Source organism: Dyadobacter sp. Leaf189, assembly GCF_001424405.1.
Taxonomy (GTDB): Bacteria; Bacteroidota; Bacteroidia; order Cytophagales; family Spirosomataceae; genus Dyadobacter.
Map to the genome: position 1 here is coordinate 948,912 of NZ_LMPS01000004.1, position 22,737 is coordinate 971,648.

Genomic DNA, 22,737 nt, shown 5'->3' on the forward strand with positions numbered 1-22,737 from the left:
ATTGTAGTCAGGCAGTTGTATCGGCGGGGGAACTGTTCAGCTTGAAACTGATTGTAAAAGTAGTACCTACTCCCACTTCCGACTGCACGTCAATCCGCCCGTGGTGCGCGTGTATAATGCTCATCGTAGTTGACAAGCCGATCCCCATTCCATTGTTTTTACCAGTGAAATAAGGTTCAAAAATCTTTTCCATGTGCTCTTCACTGATCCCGGATCCGTTATCCATAAAGATCACCTGAATGCTGTCGCCCTGGTTTTTGGTGTAAATGCGCAGGATACCTTTATCCTCTTCCATCGCCTCGATCGCATTCGTGATCAGGTTAAGGAAAGCCATTTGAAGAGAAACAGGATCCAGCGGAATGGACAGGTCTTCTTCGGCGAAATGATTGACGATCTGAATGCGTTTCAGCTGTACGCGGTCGAGCGCGGCACCGATCGCCTGGTTCAAAACAAGGTGTACCGAGTTATCAACAAGCTCGATATCTGCAGAGCTGGATGGTTGTAACAGCTGGGAGATCAGATCATTGATCCTTGTACAGTTACGCTTGATGATTTGTGTGTAAAATTTCTGGTCCTCATCAGTGAGCTCCATTTCAAGCTGCTCGGCAGAGAGGTTCACATTTGTCAATGGGTTTCGTACTTCGTGCGCCAGCATGCGGACAAGCCGGCCGGTTACCGCCATCTTTTCAGAAAACAACCGCTCTCTCTCCGACTGCTTTCTCGCAGTCATATCATGCAAACGGCCCTGTATGTACGGATGGTCGTCGTCGATTTCAATGGAAGCCGAGAAAAGGCAGTACTTCTTGTCCCCGTCTTTGGTAAGCAGCCTCACTTCCTGATCGTGAATAGTGTGCTCTTTGATATTCTTCCAGAGTACAGGAAACTGGGGTTCCTCAATCAGGTCAAGGATATTTTTGAATTTAAGATCTTCCTCCGAATAACCCGTCAGCGTGCCAGCGGAGGTATTCAGGTCGATAATATTACCTGCCAGATCACTGATAAACAGGAAGTCGTTGGATTCTTCGAAAATGCGGCGGTATCTTCTTTCGCTGTGTTTCAAAGCTTTCATCACCGATGTTCTTTCCAGCGCATAACGAATGCTCCTTTCCAGCTTCTCAGCGTCCAGCTCGCTTTTAATCAGGTAATCAGCCGCACCGAGGCGCAGCGCTTCTACCGCGATTTTAGTATCCCCTTTTCCCGTCAAAAGGATAATCGGCTCCTCGCATTCAAACTGGCATGCAAGATCAATCAGATCTATACCTGTACTTTCACCAAGCAGGTAGTCAAACAGGTACAGATCGTATTTTTTAGTCTTGATTTCATTTTGCGCATCCCTGAATGTTGCACACCAGGTAATGTCAAACTTCCAGTTAACCAGGTCATTGAAATACTCCCGGGTAAGAAAATAGTCGTCTTCGTCGTCGTCGACAAGAAGGACCTTAATTGTTTTGTTATTCATTATGCATTAACCCGCCGGATCTGACTAAATATCAAATTGCTTCATTTTGTTGTAAAGCGTCTTCCTGTCAATGTTCAGCAAGCGGGCAGCTTTACTTTTATTAAAATTAACATCCCTTAAAACCTGCATGATCATATCGTACTCCGCCTCGTTCGCAACAGTTTTCAAGCTTGGTTTTGAATCTTCCCCTTCGAGTGTATCCACAATGCCCGGAGTGGCTGGCGTCGCTGCAACCGGCTCTTCGTCCAGGTCTTTCAGCCTGCGATAGTTAACAATTTCAAATGGAAGCGCCTTTTCTTCAATCAGCTCACCGTCAGAAAGCAGTGTAGCTCTTTTGATCACGTTCTTCAATTCACGAAGGTTACCCGGCCATGAGTAATGTAGAAAATCGCTTTTTACTTCCTCCGAAAATCCGCTCACATTCTTGTTTAGCTCCGCATTGGTGGTATCCAGGAATGAATTTGCAAAAAGCATCAGATCGTCTTTCCTGTTTCTCAATGCAGGTACTTCGATCGTGAACTCATTAAAACGGTAATACAAATCCTCGCGGAACTTACCGTTTTTAGCAGATTCAAGAAGGCGCTCGTTACTTGCTACGATAATCCGTACGTCCAATTCTATTTCTTTGGATCCGCCGATTCTCCTCATCTTACGCTCCTGCACTACACGCAGCAATGCAACCTGGATTTCGTATGATAAGTTGGAAACTTCATCGAGGAACAGGGTACCGCCGTTAGCCAGCTCAAAGTGACCGATTTTCGTTTGCAATGCACCCGTAAACGATCCTTTTTCGTGACCGAACAATTCGCTTCCTGCAAGCTCTTTCGAGATAGCACCGCAGTCCATTGCCACGAAAGGCATATCCTTCCTGCGTGAACGATTGTGGATTTCCTGTGCAATCGCCTCTTTTCCCGAGCCGCTTTCACCGTAGATAATCACGCTGAAATTAGTTGGTGCAACCAGGTCGACCTGTTTGAAAAGATTATCCGAAACATCGCTGTTACCCATCACGTAACCCGCCTTGGTCCGGGAGTGCATTTTTCTGGTAGGCTTCGCAGTAGTTGTTTCAGAAGCCGAGCCCGGCGTGCCTGAATACGAATATTCCTGCTCATCATTCTGCGAAGATTCTGCGTCGGCCAGTGCTTTTTTAACTGTTACCAGGATTTCATCCGGGAAAAGCGGTTTGGTGATATAATCATAAGCACCAGCTTTCATTACGCTGACCGCCACTTTAATATCTGAATAGCCCGTTATAATCAAAACCGGCACGTGCGGCCTTTTAGATTTGATAGCTGTCAGCAGTTCCGTTCCGGTAATATCGCCCAGCCGGAAATCCGTCATAACCAGGTCAGGCGAGATCGATTCGATCAATGCCAGTCCGTCTTTGCCGTTTTGCGCTGTTTCAACTATGAAATCATTCTTGGACAAAAATCTCTTCAACAGAAAACAAATATCTGCCTCATCATCAACAACAACTATTTTTTTCATGCCAGGTTTCTAGGGCTTAACTTAATCAGATTTATATGGTAACTCGTAATCTTGCAGTCGGAATGTTCAATTGTTCGCGGTATTTAGCAACCGTTCTTCTCGCAACTGAATAGCCTTTTTCAGAAAGCATATCGGTGATCTGCTGATCGTTGTAAGGGTGCCTCTTGTCTTCGTCCAGCACAATCTCACGGATCGCTTCCTGGATTTCACGGTTAGAGACTTCGGTACCATCTTCATTGGTTACCCCCTCTGTAAACAGATCTTTCAGCAAAACGATCCCGAATGGTGTCTGTACATATTTGTTGGTAGTAACGCGTGATACCGTTGATATATCCATATCAATGATCTCAGCTACGTCTTTCAGGATCATCGGACGGAGTTTTTTCACGTCGCCTGACTGAAAGTAATCATATTGAAGCCTTACAATGGCTTTCAATGTGCTGAGCATTGTATTCTCACGCTGCTTGATGGCATCTATAAACCATTTCGCAGAGTTCATTTTATTTTTCAGGAACTGGTTCGTCGCCTTGTCATTTTTCTGCTCCGCCATCTGCGTGAAAACCTTGTTCAGTTTCAATGCAGGGCTGTTTCCCCAGGTAAGCTGTACTTCAATCTCTCCATCTTCGGTATACCAGAGCATAAAGTCCGGCTTGATACTTTCATTCACAATGGAATCGTTGCGAAGTCCCGAAGCTGGCTTGGGATTCAGCGTAGTGATCAGCTGAACTGCCTTTTTAAGCGACTCTTCATCGAGCCCGGTAATGCGCATGATCTTATCGTAATTGCGCGACCCAAGCTCATCAAATGCATCACTCACAATCCGGTATGCCCATTTCCACGTTTCATTCTGAGTCTCCATGCGGTTAAGCTGGATCAGCAGGCATTCGCGCAGGTCACTCGCTGCTATTCCGGCAGGTTCAAGCTGCTGGATTACTTTCAGCATCAGGTTCACCTCTTCGGTATCGATGAACATGCTGTTTGCAAATGAAATATCGTCTGCTATTACTTCGCTTTCACGCCTGAGGAACCCGTCTTCGTCAAGCGAATCAAGGATAAAATCTGCTATCAGCTGCTGCCTTTCGTCGAGTCTCAGGAAATGTACCTGCTGCTTTAAATCGTCCCGGAAGGAGATCGATTCGACCATCGGCCGGGTGTAAAGCTCATTGTCAGCCGACTGGTTGTTTGCATATGTTTTGTAATCCGGAATATCATCGTCCCTGAACTCGTCCCAATCGTAATAATCCTGTACGGATGTATCGTCCCCGGAGCCGGAATCCGAAGGTTCGTCAAAATCGTCCGCCGTTTCTTCTGCGGCATTCTCTTCTTTACCTTCTTCCAGGATAGGGTTTTCCTCTAATTCCTCTTTGATTCGTTGTTCAAGCTCCATTGTGGTCAAATGCAATAAATTCAGCATTTGAATCTGCAATGGAGAATATTTTAAGGTCTGCCTTTGCGTCTGCGTTTGTCTTTGCATAGAGCAAGTAAGGGTAAAATGGTAATTCTCTTAATGCTTTAAATTTACTACTCTTTATTCAATCTTCCTGTAAGGTCAATCGTGATTGTAAAGATTGCGTAGTTATTTCCACAGACTGAGTATTATAATTCAGAATGTCGCAACTCTCTACGTCTTTGCTCACGTCGGTGTCAGCCTGGAGCTGCTTTGAAAACGCAGCTAAGTGGGCACGAACTGTTAAACGTCCTTTGCCGCCCTTCGGTCAGGGTTCGGATTGCACTCGTTTTTATATGTCTGATTATCAAAAGTATCAAGACAAAATCCTGACAGACAAAGTTGTTTTTGTAAAGGAATTCCGGCAATCAGCATGCCGTTTTCTCCATGGCTGAAATATCCCGATTGTTCCCTGCTTGCGGAAAATAAATAACGAGACACATTTAATAAAACAAAAGCCTTGCCGACCCGCGCAACAGCCGCCGACTCGGGCCTGCGGGCACTAAGCTACAAAACAACAAAACCCTCCGTGAGAGGGGTTTTGTCAATATCTAAGTAATGATAGTTACACAGGCTTGGTTGTGGGCTCGTCGGTTACCTTCTTTACCCAACGCAATCCTTTCAGCAACACTTCCCTGCCTTCATTTACGCCGTGTTTCAGAATAACCTTCTCCACTACCAGTGGCACTACGAAGTTCAGTGGTGGCGGCAGGCGTTTCAATGCAGTACGTGCAATTAAGGTATGCACGCCCATTTGCAACCCTTTCCCTCCGCCCAACGCTTGCTTACCTGACGATACCAGGCTATTTACAAAGCTGAATGAATCGGAAGCTGGCTCGCTGCCTGTCTTGTTTGTTGATGTAGTCGATGAATTTTCCATATAGCTGTAAACAAAAATGGCCGGAATGCATGATTCCGGCCTATGTGATTTTATCTAAAATCGTTGATTTCATTTTTTGCAGCATCCGTATATTCGGCTGCCTTATTTACTGCCTCGTCTTTATACGCAAGCCCTTCCTCTTTCAAATCCTCAGCGGCTTTCTTTGCATCATGCTTGCTTCTTTCCAGCGCATCGATGAGGTCGCTGGCCAGACTATTGGTTTTTTTCTTGATCTTTTTTCTTGTGGTAGATCCTTCTTCCGGCGCTAGCAGCAATCCGATTACAGCTCCTACAAGTGCCGCTGACACAACTCCTAAAATAACTCTATTAGCTGACATAATTTCAAGTCGTTAATGTTATCAATCAATTTCAAGTTCATTTCGAAAAATCCTGTACCAGCAGGAATACACAGTTACCCTCAATCACATTCTCCTTATTTACAACAACTTACGATTATTTCACTTATGACACTTTGCCATAATATGTAAATAAAAATACCTATTCAGCGTAAAAGAAGGACACACAACAGGCTATGGAGAATGCGCAGGTATACTGTGTTTTTTGATCTGAAACTTCATTTTCCTCTTCAAGATGGCAGGATTATTGCCATACTAACTTCAAATCGCGACAACAAATGTCGACGCTGCCCAACACCTCCGCTATTGATGACTAATTTATTTTTCAACACATCGCTATGAAGATTGTAATTATTGAAGATGAAACAGACTTGGGAGTGTTGATGCGCAATTTTCTAGTAAGACAGTTTAATATTAAGGAACCTCAGGAAGCGATTAAAGTAGCTGCTTCCATTGAGGAAGGAATGGCTTGCATTAGTGACATGAAACCGGATTGGATCTTCATTGACAACAACTTACCCGATGGAAAAGGAATTGGTGAGATACAACGGATCAAAAGCATGTACACCGACAAAAAGATTTATATAGTGACAATGAGCGCAATGACCAACCTGCGTGACGAAGCTTTCCGAAATGGCGCCGACTACTTCCTGGATAAACCGATCAGTTTTGTAGAAGTAAGGAACATTCTCGCAAAACACCGATACTAATCAAGAACACTAGACACACACCCGAAAACAGTAGAAAATTTTACAATGTTTGGGGATAGGCAGGAGAAATACGTAGAAAATGTTTCTCAAAGAACTTTTTTGTGTGCACACTCCCTTAAAACAACACCGGACAACGGGTCCCTGACCTGTTTTTTGAACCCGGCAACTTCACTTTCTGGCTGCGGTACTTTACGTGCTTTTTCTTCGGCTGGGTATTCTTCTTCTTTCCGTAAGGCACAAGTTTGAAATCGTAATCGGGAATAAAATAATCCTCTTTATACTCTGCCACCGGCAAAGGCATATAATGCCGGCCCGGGAATGTAAGCACATCATATTCGTAGTCGTACAAATAGATTGTCACAAACCCGTCGCGGCTATATTTGATCCCAATATCTGAAAAAGGGCTGTTTTCATCCGCCGAGGCAACCAACCGCATCATTTCTTTCTGCTTTCCCTTTGCAAGCACAGTCATATTGTACTGAAAGACGCGGTGCAGTGAGTCGATCTGCAACGCTACTCCCAGGTAATATTTGGCATCCTTGATCCGCTCCTGTCCTGCATACATAACAGCAGTATTGTTCAATGCGCTTTTGTCCTGATAAGTCTGGTAGCTCAGCCTGGCCTGATCGTACTTTTCCATATAGCGGTACACGTTGCCCTGATTTACATTGTAAAACTTTCGGGAAGGAGCCGCCTCCATTGCTTTTTTGAAATCTTCATAAGCCCCGTCGTACCGGAGGTTTGCTTCATTCACCTGGTGTTTCTGATCGTGCCTGTTTCCTATATACGCCTGCACAATCCCGTGGTTGTTGTGTAAAAAAGGCAGTTCGGGTTTTTCCTTTACCAGACTGTCGAATAGCGCCATGGATTTGTCGAGCTGATCATTTTCAAGCAGCACCACACCCCATCCATTCTGTGCATTCACATTGGCCGGGTTCAACGAAACTGCCTTCTTGAAAACCTGATATCCTTTTTTGAACATATCAAAATGCAGCAGCAGGTTGCCGTAATTGCTCCACATCAGATCGTACCCCTGTTCATATTGCAGCGCCTTCGCCAGGTAGGTACCTGCTTCGGAGTAACGTTTCTGATCAATCATGATACCGCTGATTCCTGCAAGAGCCTCGTAACGGGTCGGATCCAGTTTGATCGCTTTCTGAAAATCCTCCTGTGCCTCACTCGTCTTTTTGAGATAATACTCCGAGAAAGCTTTGGTAACGAAAAGGTCTGCGAAAAAGCGGTTGTTTTCGTCCATTGCCTTTTCTGCTTTCTTGAAATCTTTCAGCGCCAGGTCATATTTTTTCTGACCATAGTAAGCGACTGCGCGGCCCAGATAAGCGGGCATGTAGGTCGAATCCTTTTTAATAACCCGGTCAAACAGCGTAAATGCAGTCTGGTATTCACGTTTTGAAAGGTGCGTATTGGCGATACCGGATTGCAATGCAGGCGTTTCTCTCTTTAATGTGGAAGCGAGCTTGTAGTAACGCTGCGCCTCACTGATCAGCTTCAAACCATAATTGGAATGCGCCATTCCGAGGTACGCATCGCCCCGGAAAGTACGGTCGTCGGTTTCCAGGTAAGTTGCAAAAACCGCTTTCGCCGCGCCGAACTGGCCGAGCGATAACAATGCATTGGCGTAACGTATCTGTGCTTTCGGATGCTTTCTGGCGACTTTTTCAAAATCCTTTACTGCCCTTTTCTCATTGCCGGTGCGCATGAGCATATCGCCGCGCTGCAACCTGTAAGCCATTTCGTCCTTCTGCCTGATCGCGGTAGTTACTTCATCGATCGCCTCTTCGGTCCTGCCTGTGTATTTGTAAGCCATGCCCAGGTTATAGTTCCATTTACCGCCACTGCTTTTGGCAGAGTTGCCGGTTGCAAAGTCGATTGCCTGCGTATACTGTTTCTGTTTACCAAATGAGACTACGGTATTCAGGTTAGCCTGAGAGCCGCCGGGTGCTTCTGCAAAATCGTTTCTGGCTGCAATGTATTTACCCGAAAGCAATGCAAACAATCCCCTGTTATATCGCAAATGGGCGTCCTGCGTACTGAGATCGAGCTCTTCCATAATGTGCAGTGCCTTCTGCGAGTTGCCAAGCAGCGCCAGGATCACCGCCTCATTGTTCATTCGCTGTACAGAATCAGAGGGGTCAAATGCTTCTTTGTGGTAGAGTGCGTAGGCGGATTGCAGATTGCGGATACCGCGCTGATAAGATTCTTCGCGTAGTAATGCAGGATTGTTTTCTTCGAATGAGCGGTTAAAAACAGGCAGGAGATCTTTGACCAGCCGCTGGCACTCTCCAAAATCCTGTGCAGTAGCATTGCCAGGACCTAATACAGTCAGCATCAGCAAAATACCAGCGCAAAAGAGTAAGTAGATTTTCTGTACCACAGTCAAGTAGAAATGGCTCAAAAGCCTCTAACCTACGAGTAATCACCGAGAATTACAATAATCAGCCCGCCTGGGCAGGCAAAAACCAGCTATAATTTTATTTTTTAACGAAATAGTAAAACAACCGGATTTGTAAACCTGAACACGTATCATTTACAAATTGCCAGGCGATTTCAAAAAGGCTGTCCCGAATGGGGGGCGTACATTCAAAATTAATATCTTGCAAAGCAGTAAAAATTCCCATTCTCCTGTGTCAGCTCCAAGACAGAGCTCGTACTACAACTGAAAACAAGAGAGTTAGCAGTTCATTCATTCCTGTTCAGCATTATAGTCCACCCAAATCATGCCATTAGAAAACCAGCATAAATTAGTCATATACCAGATTTTCACGCGCCTTTTCGGAAACCAAAACACCACAAACAAATTTTACGGAACACTGGCGGAAAACGGCTCGGGAAAATTCAACGATATCTCCGACGAGGCATTACAGGCATTGAGAGCGTTTGGCGCAACGCACGTATGGTACACCGGCGTGCTGGAACACGCCACACTCACCGACTACTCGGCATTCGGGATTAAACCTGACCACCCGCTGATCGTGAAAGGCATTGCCGGATCGCCTTATGCAGTTAAAGATTACTACGATGTAGATCCCGACCTTGCTGTGGATGTAAATAACCGCATGCAGGAATTTGAAGCATTGATCAGCCGCACCCACGCCAATAACCTGAAAGCAATTATTGACTTTGTCCCAAATCACGTGGCGCGGCAATACTGCTCAAATATGCGGCCGGAAAATGCACTGGATTTTGGGGAAGATGATGACGATACAGTTGCATTCAGTCCCTCAAACAACTTTTACTACATCCCTAATCAGGATTTTATCGTCCCCGAAGGCCACAAACCTCCGGTACAACCCGAAGCGCCGTACTCCGAAAGGCCAGCGAAAGCGACGGGAAATGATGTTTTCGCGGCGCAGCCAAGTCAGTACGACTGGTACGAAACGATCAAGTTGAATTATGGTATCGACTACCTCAACGAACACAGGACGTATTTTGACCCAATCCCTTCCACCTGGCTCAAAATGTATGATATCCTCAAATACTGGACATTAAAAGGTGCGGACGGTTTCAGATGCGATATGGCCGAGATGGTACCGGTTGCATTCTGGTCGTGGGTGATCCCCGAGATCAGGAAGGTTAAGCCGGAAGTTATTTTTATTGCAGAAATATATAATCCGGCGGAGTACCACAACTATATCAACACCGGCAGGTTTGACTATCTGTACGATAAAGTCGGACTTTATAATTCACTGCGCCGGCTGATCGAGGGACACGGAACTGCGGAGGATATTACCAGGCTCTGGCAGCAGGAGTCGGGCGACATTGCGCCCAATATGCTGCGCTTTCTTGAAAATCACGATGAGCAGCGCATTGCCTCCCGCTACTTTGCAGGCAATCCGTGGCTGGCAGTACCGGCAATGGTGCTCAGCGCTACATTGCATACCGGACCAATGATGATCTACTTTGGTCAGGAGCTGGGGGTGAATCCTACTGTTGCGGAAGGCTTTCAGGGAGAGGACGGACGTACTACCATTTTTGATTATTGGGGTGTAACCGAATTCCAGCTTTGGGTAAATAGCGGGAAATTCAATACCGACCTGCTGAGCAACGACCAGAAGCGGCTCCGTCAGTTTTACGAAAGTCTTAATCATTTTGTACTCGAAAACGAGGCTGTTTTTGCGGGCGAATTCTATGATTTGCAATACGTAAATATCGACGGACAAAGTTTTAATTACGATAAGAAGTTCGTTTACAGCTATCTGCGACACACAGGAAACCAGCAGCTGTTGTTTATCTGCAACTTCAACCGCGAAAAAGCCATTGAAACGAACGTACGCATTCCACAGGATGCGTGGAGCCAGGTGCTCAAACTCGAAAATACCGGTTTGTACAAGCTGAAACCCGTTTTTCCCGCATTTATATCACAGGTACATTTACAAACCGGCGATATTACTTCCACGGGAGTCCATGTGGAGCTTCCTCCGGCATCGGTTTTTGTATATGAGATCGTGAAGAAGCAGGTTATCTGAAATAAGGCGGTGCAGCCTGTGCGTGAGGATTTTGTTACAAGCCGCTAAATTTCTGAATATGAGGACAGATTTAATACAAAACGAAGCGGGATACTTCAGCAGATTCCTCGAAAAGGCGCGAAACCGGTGGAAGGCAAACCGCCGGGGCAAATATGCATTCATTGACAGCCTTTCCAGTCTGTTTTCGGATGAAGATGAAAGAGCGCTGATTGCAGGTGAGATCATGTCCGTGCTTTTATCGACCAAGTTCGTGTCACTGCTGACCGAATCGGAGATCGGGGCCAACAAGGGCTTCTTTTCAGATGCGTCGGCAAGGTTAAGTTTCAAATTTCTGCCGCCGGTAGAGGAGCCGAATGAGCTGAGAACGCATTTCGATCAGTTTTTCTGCTATACAAAAGACTATCAGTGGGTACGCGCCATTTCTGACCGGGAATGGAGCGGCTTCCTGCAGCTCGTGTTCACCGATCAGGATTTTACTTCCGGCGGCCACATGGAAAAAGAGGTACTCAACTCCGTACTGATACTTGCGCAGCGTGCCGCTACACTGGGTGTCGACCCGGAAGTCGTCTCCAAGATTCCGAGGGTAGACGATCTGGACTCCCCTTTCCTTGGACTCAACCGGGAGGTTATCCTTTTTGTAGAAAACACGCTTAATTCTGCCAGTTACCGGGGCGCAGTCCGCGAAAACGATTACAAGCACATTCTGGTTATGATCAGCCAGTGCAAAGAGCAGATCAGCTATATATACAAGCACAAAGACCTTTTTGGCATCAGTCTGCAGCTGACTTACCTGGTACGCCAGATTGAACAGTATCTGAAAAGGCTTACGCAACTGCTGGAAATCATTCAAACTGCCGACAACGAACAACGCTGGCTGGTGATCGCGGGCTTGCTGAAAGAGTTTGTTTATGCAGAAAATACGCGTTACAGTCTGCGGAAGCATTTCTCGACCAACTTGCAGCTGCTTACATTTAAGGTCATTGAAAACACTTCCAAAACGGGCGAGCACTATATCGCTTCGGATCAATCTGCCTACTGGAAGTTGTTTGGAAAAGCGCTGGGCGGCGGCATAATCGTTGCATTCCTTTGTGCGAACAAAACGCGGCTCTACTTCCAGCATTTGCCCATTTTCTGGGAGGCATTCTTTTACAGCCTCAACTACTCTTTCGGCTTTATGCTGATCCACATTCTGGGCTTTACGATCGCTACCAAGCAGCCTGCGATGACTGCCTCTACCATTGCGGCCAACCTTAGCAATAATGGAGAGAATGTAAACTGGCTGCATTCCACCACGCAGCTGCTGATCAGGCTGATCCGGAGCCAGTTTATTTCATTGGTTGGAAATGCAGTGATCGCATTTCCGGTAGCATACGGAATTGACCAGCTGTATTACCGTGCAATGGAGTACCACATCGCCGATCCCGCAAAGTCGATCAGGCTGATCGCCGAACTGAATATCTGGGAAAGCCTCGCCCTGCCGCATGCCGCGCTTGCCGGTGTGTACCTGATGCTTTCAGGGCTCGTCTCGGGGTATTATGAAAACAAATGGATTTATAACAAATACACGCTGCGGATCCAGAAACACCGCAGACTGAACAAGCTGCTCGGCCAGGAGCGGCTTAATCGCGTGGCGCACTATTTCGAGCGAAACTTTGGTGGTCTGGCAGGTAACTTCTTTCTGGGTGTGTGCCTTGGCTCCACGGCCGCGATCGGGTTTACATTCGGTCTGCCGCTTGATATCCGGCACATTACCTTTGCCGCCGGTAATTTCGGACTGGCCGTTTCGGGATTGGAAAACCATGTTTCAACAGAACTGATCTTCAATTCCATTATCGGTATCGCAGGCATAGGTGTGATGAACGTGATTGTCAGTTTCGGCTTGTCCATTGCTTTTGCACTAAAATCCCGGAATGCGAAAACAGCGGAGGTAAAGAACCTCATTGCGAACCTGGCGTGGCAGTTTTTTCATCATGGGCTCGCGTTCTTTTTTCCTGTTAAAAGCAAAATGGAAGAGCGGGAAGAAATTCAGGAAGCAGTCCCGCACAGACAGACTTAGCATTGCAAATAGGCCTTTGATCACTATTTTTACGTAATTGCCGGCTTAATCACCTACCCGTAACAGAAATCCATCATGTTTAGAATTGTTGCCTTATCCATTCTCATTTCAGTTTCATGCGCGGCGCAATCGCAAACGAACCTGCAAAAAGTTTTTGGACAAAAAATGGATTTACCTGAAAGCAGGGACATTGGCACACAGGTACTCCGCATTACCGAATCCTTCCTTGGAACACCCTATGTGGCTGGTACCCTGGAAGGCAATCCGACAGAAAAGCTCGTTTGTAAATTCGACGGACTGGATTGCACCACGCTGGTAGAGAGCGTCATCGCACTGGCCATAGCAAAGTCAGAAAACGCAAGCTTTGAAGCATACAAAAACGAGCTTACCAAACTCCGCTACCGCGACGGTAACATTGACGGTTACCCATCCCGCCTGCATTACATACTCGACTGGATGTACGAAAATGAAAAACGCGGCCGGCTTGTAAATATCACCGAAAAAGTAGGTGGAGTACCATTCAAAAAAGAGATCAACTTCATGACCAATCACGCGAACCTTTACCCGGCAATGGCCGAGAGCGAGGTCTGGGAAAAGATACGGGAACAGGAAAATATCATTAATACGCGGGAACACAGCTACATTCCCAAAGCCGGCATACAAAAAGCAGAACCAATGCTGCACAACGGCGACATTGTGGCATTTACTTCTTCCATTGAAGGTTTGGATGTAAACCACATGGGTATTATCACCAAAGTCGGCAGCCGCGCCTACCTCATACACGCATCACTTGGCGGCAAAAAGGTGGTGATGTCAAACGTGCCGCTGGCTGAATATGTAGCTTCGGTTCCCAAGCACACGGGAATGATCGTCGCGCGGCTCAACGATATCTGATACAATGAATGGAGTTTCTTGAAGTACTTAATTACAGAAATGCACCCTGGCTGATCCTCACGATTGCAGCGCTCGTCGGCCTTGTGATGAGTTTGCTGTTAATTAACCTGATCAGGATCGCCGCTTCCCGGGAACAATGGCGGGCGGTGCGTGCAGTGCGCGAAAACCTCACGAATGTGCTGTTTTTCTTTGTGCCAATGGTTGCAGTAACCATCGCCGCACGCGCCTACGCGGTACCCTACCCCGACTATGCCTGGTTATTTGCAATCTGTAAAATAGTCCTCATTGCGGTCAGTACCTGGCTTGTGGTCCGCATTGTGATCATTGTAGAGAAGATCCTCGTCGATCAGCTCGATTTTAATACACCTGACAACAATCAGGCACGCAGGCTGTTTACCAAGATCAAGTTTGTAAAAAGAATGGTCATCATCCTCGTGGTGACGATCGGCGTTTCTATTCTCCTTCTCAGCTTTGACAGCGTGCGGCAGTATGGTGTAGGTATACTTACTTCTGCGGGTATTGTCAGTGTGATCATCGGTTTTGCCGCGCAAAAGTCGCTTGCCAACTTGATGGCGGGCATTCAGATCGCATTTACCCAACCTATCAAAATTGATGATGTGGTGATCGTAGAAGGTGAATGGGGCCGGATTGAAGAGATTAACCTGACCTATGTGGTTGTCAATATATGGGATTTGCGGAGAATAGTCCTGCCGATTACCTATTTCATCGAAAACCCTTTTCAAAACTGGACAAGAAATGAAAGTGCGCTGATCGGTACTGCGTTTTTCCAGCTCAACTACCACGCACCGATCCCAAGGCTCAGGGAAAAGTTGAAAGAAATACTGGACACAACTCCGCTCTGGAATGGGAAATCATGGGCTTTGCAGGTAACCGACACGCAGGGACAGCTCATGGTCGTCCGTGCATTGATGTCGGCCCGCAACTCTGGTGAAACGTTTGACCTGCGCTGCCTGGTCCGTGAGAAAATGATCGAATTCATCGTTCAGGAATATCCAGAGGCATTGCCTTCCACACGCATTGAGGAACAACAGAAGCCAGTTCGCATGACAGATACCGGCTTATAAAAAAAATTGGCCTCCGAAATTTCCGGAGGCCAGTCGATGTTTACTACTCACCTAACTCAATTTAACTTAATGGAGTTCTCTCTGATTGTAAAGGCAGTTTTCAAGCCCGCGGAAGCAGGCACATTGCTTACAATGCAAAGGAGTTAAACGGGGGTTAAAGTGATGTTAACACGGAATTAAAAGTGAATTAAAAAGGTGGGAAACGCACGATAAACGTTGTCCCTGAGCCTGGTGCAGATTCCACATCAATGGTGGCACCCTGCATATTGATGATGCGCTTGGTGAGCGCCAGACCAATCCCATAGCCCGCTCTATTACTGGTAGCGTCGCTGCGGTAGAATGTATCAAAAATGTAGGGTAACTCTGAAGCGGCTATCCCTACTCCCTGATCTTTGAAGTAAATCCGGATGTAATTGTTCACGATTTCCAGTGACACATTCACTGTTTTATCATCCGAATATTTACATGCATTGTCCATCAGGTTAACGAACGCAGTGCGGAGCAGGCTTTCGTCTCCAAACCTTTTCAGCTGCTCTTCGTCTTCCGGGATCTTGTCGTAAGCTACTTTCACCACATATCCCTGGTTCTTTTGCTCTACCGACGTTTTTGCCTGCCAGAGTACTTCGTCTATCCTGATTTTCCTGAATGAAACTTTAAATGCATTCTCGTCAGTCTGCGCGAGTTCAAGGAGCCGGCTGACCAACCCATTCATCTCCCTGGCTTCGGCCCAGATACCCTTTAAGGCATCCTGGTATTCACCCGGAGAACGTTCTTTCATTAAACCGAGCTCTGCTTCGCTCATGATCAGGGCGAGCGGTGTTCGGAGTTCATGCGAGGCGTGGGAGACAAAGTTTTTTTGAGCTACAAATGCGATTTCCAACCTTGTCAGCATTTGATTAAAGGTTTCAGCCAGCAATGCCAGCTCATCTTTTTCCCTGCCCACTTTCACCTTCTCGTGCAGGTTACCTGCTGAAATGTTGTTAACCTGGGCGATAATGTCAGCCACCGGCTTGATCGCATCATTGGAAAACTGCCAGCCTGCCACTGCCACCAGGATGAGCGACAGCAGCCAGCCGATTACAAGTATTTCGCGCAGCCGGTTCAGCTGGTTCATACCAAGCGTATCGTCGGCAATAATCACCACGATCCAGGGTTTGCGGTGATCCTGCAGAATGTGCCGGATTACAATTACTTCCTTATTCTGGTATTTGGTTTTGATTTCCTTTCCGCCACGTGCATCGGCCAGGGTAGCTTTGGATATTTTAAGATCGTCGGCCCCGCTCATGTAGATCACTGAGTCGGCACCGTCGTAAATGGTGATTTCTTCGTTCAGGAGAATGGTTTTATTCTCCTTTTCAATTTTCTCAATGTCCGCCTTGCTGATCCCGTTACTCGCCTCCACCAGCTGCGCGATCGTTTGCGCCCGCTCGTTCAGAAATGAGTAAAACTGCTTCTCTCTGTACTGATCATAAAAAAAGTAGATCGCCACACAGAAAAGCGCCATGATAGAGCCCACCAGCATGGTGAACATGAGCGTAAGGCGGGCCTTGATGTTCATTCTTCTTTGAAAATGTATCCCATTCCTACTACCGTGTGGATCAGCTTGTTGGGATAATCCTTATCTACCTTTTTCCTCAAAAAGTTAATGTACACGTCAATTACATTGGTACCTGTATCAAACCGGATATCCCAAACCTGCTCAGCAATATCGACCCGCGATACCACCCGGCCGCGGTTGCGCATCAGGTATTCCAGCAATGCGAACTCTTTGGCGGTAAGATCAATGCGGTTGCCCGACCTGCGCGCTACCTTTTCGTCCAGGTTCAGTTCCAGGTCGGCGATGGTCAGTACCTGGCTGGATTGTTCCCGCGTAGTACTGCGGTGCGCGAGCACCTTTACCCTTGCGATCAGCTCCCTGAATTCAAACGGTTTCACGAGGTAATCGTCGCCGCCGGCTTCAAAACCGTCCAGTTTGTCGTCAATGGTGCCCAGCGCGGTCAGGAAAAGAATGGGGGTTGAAAGCCCGTCATTACGTAACTGCCTGGCGAGATCGTACCCATTCAGGAGCGGGAGGTTCACGTCGAGAATAATTACATCGAACCTGTAATTGGAAGCCATTTTCTTGCCTACCTGGCCATCATAAGCCAGCTCAACTTCCCAGGATTGCTCTTCAAGCCCCCTTTTCAGGAAACCGGCCAGCTTCGGCTCATCTTCAACGACTAGAATTTTCATAGGAACAGTAAATATTTATAACCCCAATGTCGCACACATTTCTACTTAAAAAAAGGCTGACCGAAATATCGGACAGCCTTTTTGTCTATATCCACACCATTGGATGTTCGCAGCACTTCCGCTGGAACGATCCATTATAATGCAAAATAGAAAATTTAAACAATAAATGCGATGCAACTTTAACTTTTAACAAAATTTTATGCAAGTATTAATAGTAGTCTGCACCCTGATCAAAGTCTGAACGATCATTGTACGCGCCAAAATCATCGTCCTCTTCCAGGCGCATTCCCTTCACTGCCTTTTTAATCAGTCCGATTTGTCCGGCGTGGTAAACATCGTGCTGTATGATCCCGTGAATCAATGTATAGTAAGAATAATCGCGCCCGGGCACAAAATCTTCCAGGAAGCTGTCGCTCTCGATCTTTTCCAGTTCCGAGATCAGTTCTTCCTGTGACAGGCTCAGCTCCATCTGGATCGCCTCCCATTCAAATTCATCCACAACCGGGAATTTCTTCCAGTCTTTATCCTGTGTTTTGATATCAAACTCGGCATCACCCTGCAACTTACGGACTGTAAAGATCCGCCATGTCGTCATGTGGTACACGATCTCCGCGATCGAATGCGTATTGGTACTCAACCTTGCCTCGGCCATCTTCGGGGTAACATCCCGCAAAGCCTCCACTACCGACGGCCCATACCAGGCTTCTTCACTCTCATAGGTATCATTAAGAACATCTATGATCCTCAAAATCTCTTCTTTTGTTTCCATATCTATTATTTAATGCAAGGTGCTGCTGCTTCTTTTGAAACCAAAGATGGCAAATAATGCCTTCTCCTTATTTACGAAGATCCATTTTTGTTAAACCAACAAGACCTGCCTTTGCATGATTTTATTATTCGTCTTTTTACAACAACATTTCTGTGCCCGACGGTTGCTAATGCGTTATTTCTGCAAAGAAAGTTCTTTACAACCAATTTCTGAATATTCAGGTCATTGCTTCAAAGAGGGCTGAACAAGCCAAAAAGTTGAACATGGAATGCACCTGAGTAAAATGTTCAATTTTAAATTTCGTTTAATTATCAAATTTAAATGTTAGACCCAAAATGTTAAAAAAAGCCTCGTTATTCCTTCTGATAGCTGGCCTCGGATTGATTTCATGCTCAAAAGACCCTATCAGTGACCTGTCGACTGAGGAGTCTCTGGTATATGTTACCAATCACGATCAGGCCGCCAATTTTACGCAGTACAAAACTTTCAGCATTGTTGACTCCGTGCTTGTAGTGGAAAATAACCGTCAGCAAACAGCATTAACTGATTTGGACCGGGATGTTTTGAACCGGATCATCACGAAGATGCAGGGCCTTGGTTATAAGTATGTCAGTCCCAAGAGCAACCCTGATGTGGGTATCAATGTAACCTGGGTTACCAACACTTACCTGAATGTAGTTTCCCAGCCGCTTTCGTCGTATTACGGTGGCTACTGGGGCGGAGGCTACGGATATGGTTACGGATACCCCAGCTATTACAGCTACTATGAAACAGCCGAAAGCTACTGGCTGGTTTCGATGCTGGATTTCAAAAATCCAAACACTGCCAATAAGACCTTCAATGTAATCTGGGACGCTCAGATCAGAGGTGCCGGTATCGGAGAAAGGCAGTATGTTGACACGATGGTGGACTCAATTTTTGGCCAGTCAGGATATTTAAAGATTAACTGAAAATGAAAAAACTAATAATAGCAGCCTTTTTTCTGGCCGGTTTTATACCTGCTGTTGCGCAGGATGCGCCTAAACTTTATACATTGCCTTCGCCTTTCGAACGGTACACGCACTATCTGGCAACACTCCGGTTTGCAGGAGCAATGCCCCTGGGCTCGTTCGCTGACTCGTACATTGATAAAGCCTCGTTTCAGAATGCTTCCATTTCCATTGAATGGGTTTTAAGAAATTCGCCCATTTCCATTGGAGGAGAAATCGGATCAACCTATTTCCAGAAGCGACTGCCGCGGGCTTTGTATCAGAATGGAAACGAGACGATTTCAGCAGTACAAACGCGCACTTTGTCGCAATACCCGGTAGAGCTGTTCGGTAACTACCATTTCCTGGGAAAAACATCGAGTATCCAGCCTTACATTCAGGTGAGCGGCGGTGTCAGCATTCTTGACAATGTGCTTTATTATGGCAGCTTGTCTTCGCAGCACCAGAAAGTAGCACCTAAATATGGTGTTGGGCTCGGCTCGAAATTCCTTTTCAAGCAAGATGGATCGGTGGGTGTGGATGTGCGGGTTAAATATAATGGCACAGCTTACAAACATGACTATATTGAAAAAGGAGTGTCATCACTTAATGGTTCGATAGGCATTTTCTATCGTTGGTGGTAATCATCAGATTGTGGTACGTAAAAACAAAGTTTTGTCAAAATCATTTTTTCTTTGGGCCTCGGGAATACTCATTTTTCTGGCTGGTTCCGGGCTATGGGCCTGGAACCGCTTCGGCCCTTCCACCGACCGGCATTATCCGGAGAGTACCAAGGATTTTCCGGTTGCAACTACCATTGATTCATCTTCAAATGCCTGCGATCTGGTCGTACGCAGGTACCGACAGATCGGCTCCGAAATGCAATTTGAGCTCGCGGCAAATGTTGGCGGGCTTGCTCCTTATCATATAGAACTGACCCAATCGGGCAAGGTTCAGAAGTTTGCAGACGTGCCGCACAGGTACGGCACCTGGCTTACCCTCCCCCAAGTGGATCTGAATGCAGGTGAAGCGAGCATTAAAGTGATCAGCCTGGGACAACCCGGATGTGAAACCACTGCTTCTTTCAACTTCGACGAAGCTATCAAAAAAGAAATCCCGGATATTTCACAATGGATCCGGCACGGAAGCAAGGATAACTGGCTCGATGTGCGGCCGGTGTTAAAAGACGGAAAGCTCTTCCTCAAAGATTTTGCCAATTACCAGGACGGACGGACCAAAGTGGTAATGATCGACGGCATTGGTGTGAACGGACTGGAAAACGGTGTTGAGGTGAGGCCGGGATACCTTTACTCCATTACTGCCCGCTGGATAGATGCACCTTATAATGATTGGTGGAATGAAATGAAAAACCGCTCATTACGCCAGCAAAACATCTGGATTTCCGGTAGGGTCTCCGAACAGACGAAATCGGCATTGACCAGGATTAACATTCCAGATTGGTTTGCTCCTCCCCGCGGGCTGAATGTAACATTTGACACAAAATTCCCGGAATTTGAACCTGTCAAAAACAAGATTGTCGCGCAGTTCAGACTCAACGATTACGTCCCTGCAGAAAACTATTACAAGCGTGGGATCGGCTATCTTTTTAATACGGAAAAAGAGTACCCGCCCAGCAAGCTGCATTATACAGCCACGCCCAACTACTTTGCCGATCAGGATGATAAGTGGTTTTCACAGCTCAGCAAACAGGAAGTTGAATCCCGTGCAGGTGTTCCAGGTTTTGGTGTTTATGCATTGGATTTTGAGTTCTGGAACCAGAAGTATTCTCCTGATGTGAAGCAGCGCCTGTTCTGGTTTGCAAGTGTGATCAAGAAAAATCATCCTCAAATGTACCTGATGGATTACTGGGGCGGCGGCGCTTATACCAATCCGCACATCAACACAGTAGGTGGCGCGAAGCCGGCGGATTTTTACAAAGATTATCAGGAGCCAAAATCAAATAACACCAATTTCGACGTGATGCCGAGCGGGGAAAGCCTGCGAACTGTTTTCAACACGGTGCCGATTGATGTTTACTCGAAGTCAATGTTCCCGATGGACGAAAAGGGTAACTCGCCTAACAACTTCGTACTGCTCTCTGCCACGCATTCGCAGCGCATTAACCAGCAGATACCGTATCAGAAAAACAACAAGTTTATTTTTTACGGCTGGAACAAGTACCAGCCTTTATACAAAGACCCCATTAACCCCTGGAACTACCAGCTTACCAGCCCGAAAGGCGAGCTGATCATGAACCAGCTAGAATTAATGCCGGCCAGCCAGGCGCTGAGCTTGTCTCTCTTCTCGCTGGTGCTGTTTGACGGCTACTACCTATGGCAGGACAGTGCGCCCGTGGGCAAAGATCCGAATGCATACAAGCTATCGAAAGACAGCTGGGGCTGGGGATATGAGTGGCATGCGGCAGACGGAAAGACGCCCGAAAGTGAGGTTGGCAAAAACATGACCAGCGGCGCACCTATGTACTGGGATTTCCCTACGGAATACTATATGCTGGGCAACTGGATGGCCAAGCAGGTGGAAGACGTGATTACGGGTGGTGTTGTCAAAGATCTTGCATTCAAGTCAAATGGCGGCTGGAAACAACCCAAGAAAGAACAGGCACTGCTCGCTATTGAACATAAGGAGCCTTTCATCACCTCCGTTGTAAATGGTAAGCAGATTGCGGTACTCGCAGTGGACTGCTTTCAGTCACCGAATGCGAACAAGGTAGTGCAGGTACGCTTGCCCGATGGAACTGAAACGTCCATCGAGCTTTATGGTAATTGGCCCTCGCTTTACCGGGGGACTTTGAAATAATCAGGATATTTTGATATAGCTGCCAAGCCATTTCAAATGCGTACCGTATTTGTGCATGATCTCCTGCACTGGCGGGTCCTGCATATGCCCGAGGAATTCTACCAGAAACCAGGTCCTGAATGTAGCCTCGCCTCTTAGCGGCCGGCTTTCGATCTTGGTAAGGTTGATTCCGCGGTCATTGAAATCTTTCAGGAACTCATAAAGTACACCCGGCCTGTTTGTATTGGGCAAATTGGCGATGATCGTGGTTTTGTCGTCGTCGCTTTTGATGTTTACAAAATCTTTGGCAAGAATGAGAAAGCGGGTCCTGTTCTGGTCACTGTCTTCAATGTTGTCAAAAAGCGTAGGTACCCCGAACAGCCGGGCCGAGATCGAGGAGCAAATAGCTGCCGCGTCTGGCTCTTCCGCCGCCATTTTCGCGGCTTTCGAAGTTGATTCCACCGGGATCAGCTCCACATTCATCCCATCAAGGTACTCGTTTATGAATTTGCCGCATTGGCGGAATGCAATGTCTTTGGAATAAATACGTCTGATATCTTTGAGGCTGTCGGACTGAGAGGCAAAAGTAAAATGCACCTCCAACAGCACTTCGGCTACAATGGACAGGTTTTTTTCACGCAGGAAATCCACGGTCTCGATCACAATCCCTTCCTGGTTATTTTCAATGGGCACTACACCGAACTTGGCCCGCCCGGTTTCCACGCTTTCAAAAACAGAATGGATCGTCGGCAAAACCATGTATTCGCTCATTCCGCCAAAACGGCTCTCGGCGGCCTGGTGCGTGAAACTGCCTTCGGGACCTAGGTAAGATACTCTTTCGGGCAGTTCCAGATTTCGGGATACTGCAAAAATTTCAAAGAAAATGGCATCGATAGCCTGGCGCGTGAGCAGTCCCGTATTTCGTTTTTCAAGCCTGTCAAGGATCTGTTTTTCTCTTTCGGGGCGATAAATAATAGATTGTGACAAACGTTTCAGCTCTCCCACTTTCTGAACGAGCTCCATTCTCTCGTTCAAAATGGTCAGCAGCTGATCGTCAAGTGAGTCAATCCTGTTTCTTAAATCCTGTAATTCCACAGATGATATTGTAAAATG

General features: G+C 46.7%; 18 protein-coding genes. 8 read left to right on the plus strand and 10 right to left on the minus strand.

Features of this window, described 5'->3' with window-relative positions; translation table 11 throughout:
- Window positions 1-7: 7 nt before the first annotated feature.
- The 5 genes from ASG33_RS13255 to ASG33_RS13275 form a co-directional block, all read right to left on the minus strand.
- On the minus strand, window positions 8-1,459 hold the full coding sequence (locus ASG33_RS13255; RefSeq protein ID WP_056285645.1) for an ATP-binding protein: 1,452 nt from the start codon (window positions 1,457-1,459) through the stop codon (window positions 8-10).
- A gap of 24 nt (window positions 1,460-1,483) precedes the next feature.
- Complete coding sequence (locus ASG33_RS13260) at window positions 1,484-2,947, minus strand: sigma-54 dependent transcriptional regulator (RefSeq protein WP_056285648.1); 1,464 nt, start codon at window positions 2,945-2,947, stop codon at window positions 1,484-1,486.
- A gap of 31 nt (window positions 2,948-2,978) precedes the next feature.
- Window positions 2,979-4,421, minus strand: coding sequence for an RNA polymerase factor sigma-54 (gene rpoN / locus ASG33_RS13265; protein WP_056285653.1), 1,443 nt, complete (start codon window positions 4,419-4,421; stop codon window positions 2,979-2,981).
- A gap of 538 nt (window positions 4,422-4,959) precedes the next feature.
- Window positions 4,960-5,274, minus strand: coding sequence for a hypothetical protein (locus ASG33_RS13270; RefSeq protein ID WP_056285659.1), 315 nt, complete (start codon window positions 5,272-5,274; stop codon window positions 4,960-4,962).
- A 50-nt stretch (window positions 5,275-5,324) separates the two neighbouring features.
- Window positions 5,325-5,612: a YtxH domain-containing protein gene (locus ASG33_RS13275; RefSeq protein WP_056285661.1), complete on the minus strand. Its 288-nt coding sequence runs from the start codon at window positions 5,610-5,612 to the stop codon at window positions 5,325-5,327.
- 356 nt (window positions 5,613-5,968) lie between these two features.
- On the opposite strand from ASG33_RS13275, the gene ASG33_RS13280 reads away from it, so the two are divergent.
- On the plus strand, window positions 5,969-6,340 hold the full coding sequence (locus tag ASG33_RS13280; protein ID WP_056285664.1) for a response regulator: 372 nt from the start codon (window positions 5,969-5,971) through the stop codon (window positions 6,338-6,340).
- Between the two features lie 115 nt (window positions 6,341-6,455).
- On the opposite strand, the gene ASG33_RS13285 is transcribed toward ASG33_RS13280, so the two are convergent.
- Window positions 6,456-8,687, minus strand: a complete 2,232-nt coding sequence (locus tag ASG33_RS13285; protein WP_229238638.1) for a tetratricopeptide repeat protein — start codon at window positions 8,685-8,687, stop codon at window positions 6,456-6,458.
- 388 nt (window positions 8,688-9,075) lie between these two features.
- Here ASG33_RS13285 and ASG33_RS13290 point away from each other — a divergent pair, with 388 nt between their 5' ends.
- The 4 genes from ASG33_RS13290 (at window position 9,076) to ASG33_RS13305 (ending at window position 14,859) form a co-directional block, all read left to right on the plus strand.
- Window positions 9,076-10,824 (plus strand): alpha-amylase family protein, encoded by a 1,749-nt coding sequence (locus tag ASG33_RS13290; RefSeq protein ID WP_056285667.1) that lies wholly within the window; start codon window positions 9,076-9,078, stop codon window positions 10,822-10,824.
- A 58-nt stretch (window positions 10,825-10,882) separates the two neighbouring features.
- Window positions 10,883-12,880 (plus strand): site-specific recombinase, encoded by a 1,998-nt coding sequence (locus tag ASG33_RS13295; RefSeq protein ID WP_056285670.1) that lies wholly within the window; start codon window positions 10,883-10,885, stop codon window positions 12,878-12,880.
- Window positions 12,881-12,955: 75 nt separating this feature from the next.
- Complete coding sequence (locus tag ASG33_RS13300; protein WP_056285675.1) at window positions 12,956-13,774, plus strand: N-acetylmuramoyl-L-alanine amidase-like domain-containing protein; 819 nt, start codon at window positions 12,956-12,958, stop codon at window positions 13,772-13,774.
- An 8-nt stretch (window positions 13,775-13,782) separates the two neighbouring features.
- Entirely contained in the window at window positions 13,783-14,859 is a 1,077-nt protein-coding gene (locus ASG33_RS13305; protein WP_056285676.1) for a mechanosensitive ion channel family protein, read from the plus strand.
- Window positions 14,860-15,046: 187 nt separating this feature from the next.
- Here the strand turns inward: ASG33_RS13305 and ASG33_RS13310 are convergent, their stop codons facing one another.
- The 3 genes from ASG33_RS13310 to ASG33_RS13320 form a co-directional block, all read right to left on the minus strand.
- The gene (locus ASG33_RS13310; RefSeq protein WP_056285678.1) at window positions 15,047-16,417 is read right to left on the minus strand and encodes a HAMP domain-containing sensor histidine kinase; all 1,371 of its coding nucleotides are present in this window, start codon (window positions 16,415-16,417) and stop codon (window positions 15,047-15,049) included.
- A complete protein-coding gene (locus ASG33_RS13315) occupies window positions 16,414-17,091 on the minus strand; it encodes a response regulator transcription factor (RefSeq protein ID WP_056285679.1) in 678 nt (225 codons plus the stop codon). Before ASG33_RS13315 ends, ASG33_RS13310 begins: the two co-directional genes overlap by 4 nt.
- 208 nt (window positions 17,092-17,299) lie before the next feature.
- The gene (locus tag ASG33_RS13320; protein ID WP_056285682.1) at window positions 17,300-17,860 is read right to left on the minus strand and encodes a DinB family protein; all 561 of its coding nucleotides are present in this window, start codon (window positions 17,858-17,860) and stop codon (window positions 17,300-17,302) included.
- 335 nt (window positions 17,861-18,195) lie between these two features.
- Between ASG33_RS13320 and ASG33_RS13325 the strand changes: the two genes are divergently transcribed.
- The 3 genes from ASG33_RS13325 to ASG33_RS13335 are packed head-to-tail and all read left to right on the plus strand — an operon-like array spanning window position 18,196 to window position 21,645.
- Window positions 18,196-18,810, plus strand: a complete 615-nt coding sequence (locus ASG33_RS13325; protein WP_056285685.1) for a DUF4136 domain-containing protein — start codon at window positions 18,196-18,198, stop codon at window positions 18,808-18,810.
- A 2-nt stretch (window positions 18,811-18,812) separates the two neighbouring features.
- Window positions 18,813-19,472 carry a hypothetical protein gene (locus ASG33_RS13330; RefSeq protein ID WP_056285689.1) on the plus strand — a complete coding sequence of 220 codons (660 nt, stop codon included), beginning with the start codon at window positions 18,813-18,815 and terminating at the stop codon, window positions 19,470-19,472.
- A 31-nt stretch (window positions 19,473-19,503) separates the two neighbouring features.
- The gene (locus ASG33_RS13335) at window positions 19,504-21,645 is read left to right on the plus strand and encodes a hypothetical protein (RefSeq protein WP_056286544.1); all 2,142 of its coding nucleotides are present in this window, start codon (window positions 19,504-19,506) and stop codon (window positions 21,643-21,645) included.
- On the opposite strand, the gene pheA is transcribed toward ASG33_RS13335, so the two are convergent.
- Window positions 21,646-22,719, minus strand: a complete 1,074-nt coding sequence (gene pheA, locus ASG33_RS13340) for a prephenate dehydratase (protein ID WP_056285690.1) — start codon at window positions 22,717-22,719, stop codon at window positions 21,646-21,648.
- Between the last annotated feature and the right edge of the window lie 18 nt (window positions 22,720-22,737).